General features: G+C 65.6%; 6 protein-coding genes. All 6 read left to right on the top strand.

Annotated features, from left to right (window positions below):
• Positions 1-1,134 (top strand): molybdopterin-dependent oxidoreductase (locus Y708_RS26045; protein ID WP_081746954.1); only part of this gene is annotated, 1,134 nt, incomplete at its 5' end.
• A 70-nt stretch (positions 1,135-1,204) separates the two neighbouring features.
• Positions 1,205-2,515 (top strand): molybdopterin molybdotransferase MoeA, encoded by a 1,311-nt coding sequence (glp, locus tag Y708_RS26040; RefSeq protein WP_051479133.1) that lies wholly within the window; start codon positions 1,205-1,207, stop codon positions 2,513-2,515.
• Complete coding sequence (gene moaC / locus Y708_RS0117675) at positions 2,512-3,009, top strand: cyclic pyranopterin monophosphate synthase MoaC (protein ID WP_028280955.1); 498 nt, start codon at positions 2,512-2,514, stop codon at positions 3,007-3,009. Before glp ends, moaC begins: the two co-directional genes overlap by 4 nt.
• On the top strand, positions 3,006-3,488 hold the full coding sequence (locus Y708_RS0117670; protein ID WP_028280954.1) for a MogA/MoaB family molybdenum cofactor biosynthesis protein: 483 nt from the start codon (positions 3,006-3,008) through the stop codon (positions 3,486-3,488). Before moaC ends, Y708_RS0117670 begins: the two co-directional genes overlap by 4 nt.
• The gene (locus Y708_RS0117665; protein WP_028280953.1) at positions 3,478-3,909 is read left to right on the top strand and encodes a molybdenum cofactor biosynthesis protein MoaE; all 432 of its coding nucleotides are present in this window, start codon (positions 3,478-3,480) and stop codon (positions 3,907-3,909) included. The genes Y708_RS0117670 and Y708_RS0117665 overlap by 11 nt, the downstream gene beginning before the upstream one ends.
• A 16-nt stretch (positions 3,910-3,925) precedes the next feature.
• On the top strand, positions 3,926-4,432 hold a 507-nt coding region (locus tag Y708_RS0117660), incomplete at its 3' end, for a 4-hydroxy-tetrahydrodipicolinate reductase (RefSeq protein ID WP_028280952.1).

The raw sequence follows: 4,432 nt of genomic DNA, 5'->3' as shown, positions 1-4,432 counted from the left end.
CGGCAGGAGGCCACGGGGGCTGGCCGCGTTGCGCGACGACGGTTCCTGTGGTCAGTGGGCGGAGGCACAGTAATGGCCGGCGCCGCAGGCCTGCTGGCATCAAACGTGCGCTCCAGCCAGTCCGTTGTCACCCAGGCCCGTTCCCGGATTGTTCTTCCCAAGCCGCAACCGACGGCTGTCCCAACACCCGAGCCCACCCCAGAGGTCCCCGAGGGCTCTGTTGTCCCGGCCGGCGCGGACCTCGGTGTTGAGGGCATGGAGCCGCTCATCACTCCCAATAACGACTATTACCGCATTGACACGGCACTGGTTGTTCCCGTGGTGGATCCGGATATGTGGAAGCTGCGTGTCACCGGCATGGTGGAGCGGGAAGTGGAAATTTCCTTCGAGGAGTTGCTGGCCAAACCGCTGATCGAGCGCTACATCACCCTCGCCTGTGTTTCGAACGAGGTGGGCGGCAGCCTGATTGGCAACGCGCGCTGGCTGGGTTGGCCGGTGCGCGAGGTGTTGGAGCTTGCCGGAGTGAAGGGCGGCGCCGACATGGTGCTTTCCCGCAGCGTGGACGGCTTCACGGCCGGCACGCCCCTCGAAGCCATGACGGACCAGCGTGACGCTCTTATCGCCGTCGGCATGAACGGCGAGGCGCTCCCCGTTGAGCACGGATTTCCGGTGCGTCTGGTGGTGCCGGGACTGTACGGGTTTGTTTCAGCGACCAAATGGCTGTCCGAGTTGAAGGTCACCAGGTTCGGTGACGACCTGGCGTACTGGTCAACCCGCGGCTGGTCCGAGCGGGGGCCGGTCAAGACCTCATCCCGGATCGATGTCCCCTCCAATAATGCGCAGGTCGCTGCCGGTACGGTGGCGGTGGCCGGCTACGCCTGGGCGCAGCACCGCGGGATCGAGACAGTGGAGGTCAAGGTCGACGGCGGCCCCTGGGAAGAGGCGCGGCTGGCCGCAGCAATCTCCAAGGACACCTGGCGGCAATTCTCCGCAGACGTGGACCTTGAGCCGGGCACCCACACAGTGCAGGTCCGCGCCGCAGATTCGAGCGGCGAATTCCAGGTCGACAAATTCACCGCTGTAGCCCCCGATGGTGCAACAGGACTCCACACGGTCACCTTCACCGTAGAGTGAGGCGGTATCCCTGCGGACGGGGACTAGGGTTGTAACCGGATCCCACGGCGCTTTGGAGGAACAGGTCTGAATGATCAGGACAGTTGAGGAGCACCAGCAGGCCGTGCTCGGCCTCCTGCGGTACAGCAGCGGTTATGGTAACGATCCCGCGGAGGAGCTTCCGCTGCAGGCTGCCCGGGGAAGGGTGCTGGCACAGGACGTGGCTGCGCCGGTCAGCCTGCCGCCGTTCGACAATTCGCAGATGGACGGGTACGCCGTGCATGCGGCGGACCTGGAATCGGCGGACAATGAAATGCTCACGCTGAGGGTTGCCGCGCCGGTCGCCGCGGGCGCCGTCCCTCCTGCGCTGCAGCAGGGCTGGGCCGCGCCGATCATGACCGGAGCCATGATGCCCGGGCATGCGGCCGCCGTCGTACCCATCGAACAGGCCCACCCGCCCCAGTTCCCCACGGCCGCGGAGTATGAATCGGCGGACGACCTGACGGTTTCCCTGCCGGCCTCCGTGCTTCAGGGCAATTTCGTTCGCCGAACGGGGAGCGATATCGCGGCGGGTACCACTGCCCTGACTGCCGGAACAGTGCTGGGGCCCGCACAGCTGGGCCTGCTCGCCGCCTGCGGCCTTGGATCGGTGCCCGTCCGTCCACGGTTTTCTGTTCTGCTCCTGACCACCGGTGATGAGGTGCAGGAGCCGGGCAGCGAACCTGTGCCGGGAAAGATTTTCGATGTCAACACCACCTTGCTTGAGACCGCACTCGAAGACGCGGGTGCGCGGGTGGTTCGCCACAGGTTGATGAATGACAATCCGGTGTTGCTCAGGGAAGTGTTCGGTAGCGTCGATAGCGGTATCAACCTGGTCCTGACCACCGGTGGAATCAGCCAGGGCGCGTACGAAGTGGTGAAGCAGGCGCTCGCCGACAGCAGCGTGGACTTCCTGCCGGTCGCCATGCAGCCGGGCGGGCCGCAGGCCATCGGCACCATCGGCGGCACTCCGTTTCTCGGCTTCCCGGGCAACCCCGTCAGTGCCCTGGTGTCCTTTGAGATGTTCCTGCGACCGGCGCTCGGGGCCATTGCGGGCGTTCCTGCTCCGCGTCCGGTCCTCACCGCCAGGCTTACCGAAGACGTCGAATCGCCGGAAAAGAAGCACCAGGTCCGCCGCGGGCTCTACCGGGAGCCGGCAGCCGATGGCGGACAGACCGGAACCGTGGAACTCATCGGCGGTCCGGGATCCCACCTGATGCACGCACTCGCGGGATCCAATGCGCTTGTCCAGCTGCCTCTTGGAACTTCCAGCATCTCCGGGGGCAGCCCGGTCACCGTCTGGCTGGTCGATGGCGCGAAAGCCGGCACCATCGCCAGCATCATGGGCAGCGGGGAATCATGACCGAACAACACAGCGGGACCGAACAACACAGCGGACTGACGCATGTGCGCGGGGACGGCAGCGCGCACATGGTCGATGTGTCCCACAAGACCACCACCTCCCGGGAAGCCACAGCCCAGTCGGTGCTGCGGACCACAGCCGGGGTCATTGCGCTGATCACAGACGGAAACCTGCCCAAGGGGGACGCCCTTGCCGTCGCGAGGGTGGCCGGGATCATGGCAGCCAAACAGACCTCCTCACTGATACCGCTCTGCCATCCGCTTCCGATCAGCAAGGTCACCGTTGACTTCTCACCCGCAGGGGACGCCGTCACCATCACCGCAACGGTGAAGACCACCGCTGTCACCGGCGTCGAAATGGAGGCTCTGATGGCCGCGTCGGTTGCCGCTCTTGCGCTGTATGACATGGTGAAGGCCGCGGACAAGCACGCCGTAATCACCGACATCAGGGTCCTGGCGAAGTCCGGCGGGAAAAGCGGGGATTGGACGGCATGACCACCCAGCGTACTGCCGCCATTGTGATCGCATCCACGCGGGCGGCGGCCGGCGTGTACCAGGACAGGTGCGGCCCCCTCATCACGGAATGGCTCGTGGAGAACAGCTACCAGGTGCAGGCCGTCCTGGTGGTTCCCGATGGCGACGCCGTGGGCGGCGCCATCAGCCAGGCACTCTCCACCGCGCCATCCGTGCTGATTACCAGCGGTGGAACAGGCATCAGCCCCAGCGACGCCACACCCGAACAAACCGAACCATTCCTCACCAAATCCATGCCCGGAATCATGGAGGCAATCCGCCGGGCCGGAGCCATCAGCACACCCATGGCAGCGCTCAGCCGCGGTCACGCCGGCATAGCGGGCGGCACTTTCCTCATCAACCTTCCGGGCTCACCGGGCGGCGTCCGTGACGGTTTGTCCGTCCTTGAGCCCCTGCTGAACCACATCTGTTCCCAATTGGAGGGAATCAATGATCACTAGCCAGGTCCTTTATGCAGGCATTTCCGGGGGGCCCCTGAGTATGGATGACGCCCTCTCCCAGGTTGGTTCCGCCGAGTGCGGCGCGGTGGTTGGGTTCGGGGGAGTGGTCCGCAACCACGACGGCGGCCGGGACGTGGTGCGCCTCGGATACAGTGCGCATCCTTCCGCGGGCGGGATCATCGCGGACATTGCGGAGGAGGTCGCCGCAAAGTACGACGGCGTCCGTATCTGGGTTGCGCACCGCACCGGCGCGCTGGCCATCGGGGACCCGGCGCTGGTTGCTGCGGTTGCCGCAGGCCATCGCGGCGAAGCTTTCGCCGCGTGTTCGGAGCTGGTGGACACGGTCAAGGAGCAGGTGCCCATCTGGAAGGAACAGTTCTTCACGGACGGCACCGTCGAATGGGTCGGTGCCGGCGCATGACAGTACGCTGGGATTCATGACGCAACAACTTCCCGTGGCCGTCCTCGGAGCATCCGGGCGCATGGGGTCCGAAGCGGTGAAAGCCATCAACAATGCCGAGGACCTCACCGTTGTGGCGTCCCTGGGCCGCGGCGACTCCCTTGACACAGTAGTGTCCGCGGGTGCCCGCTGCCTGGTTGATCTGACAGTCCCGGAGAGCACCGCGGACAACGTGGCTTTTGCTGTTGAGCACGGGATCCATGCTGTGGTGGGGACCACAGGCTGGGATGGGGACAGATTGGCCCGGCTTGAGGACATGCTGGGCGCACATCCCTCGGTGGGCGTGCTCATTGCACCCAATTTTGCACTCGGCTCTGTTCTGGCTTCGGCGTTCGCCGCCCGGGCCGCCCGGTACTTCGAATCTGTGGAAATCGTGGAACTGCACCACCCCGACAAGGTGGACGCGCCGTCGGGCACGGCGGAGCGTACCGCGAAGCTGATCGCCCAGGCGCGTATCCAGGCGGGCGTACCCGCAAGCCCCGAC

This window comes from Arthrobacter sp. H5, assembly GCF_000520595.1.
GTDB lineage: Bacteria > Actinomycetota > Actinomycetes > Actinomycetales > Micrococcaceae > Arthrobacter_D.
Note: the sequence above shows the minus strand (reverse complement) of the source record. Positions and strands in the feature narration are given on the sequence as shown.

Coding starts and splice junctions, on each gene's coding strand:
- Y708_RS0117665 (WP_028280953.1), top strand. CDS start 3,478: ATGATCACTAGCCAGGTCCTTTATGCAGGCATTTCCGGGGGGCCCCTG.
- Y708_RS0117670 (WP_028280954.1), top strand. CDS start 3,006: ATGACCACCCAGCGTACTGCCGCCATTGTGATCGCATCCACGCGGGCG.
- glp (WP_051479133.1), top strand. CDS start 1,205: ATGATCAGGACAGTTGAGGAGCACCAGCAGGCCGTGCTCGGCCTCCTG.
- moaC (WP_028280955.1), top strand. CDS start 2,512: ATGACCGAACAACACAGCGGGACCGAACAACACAGCGGACTGACGCAT.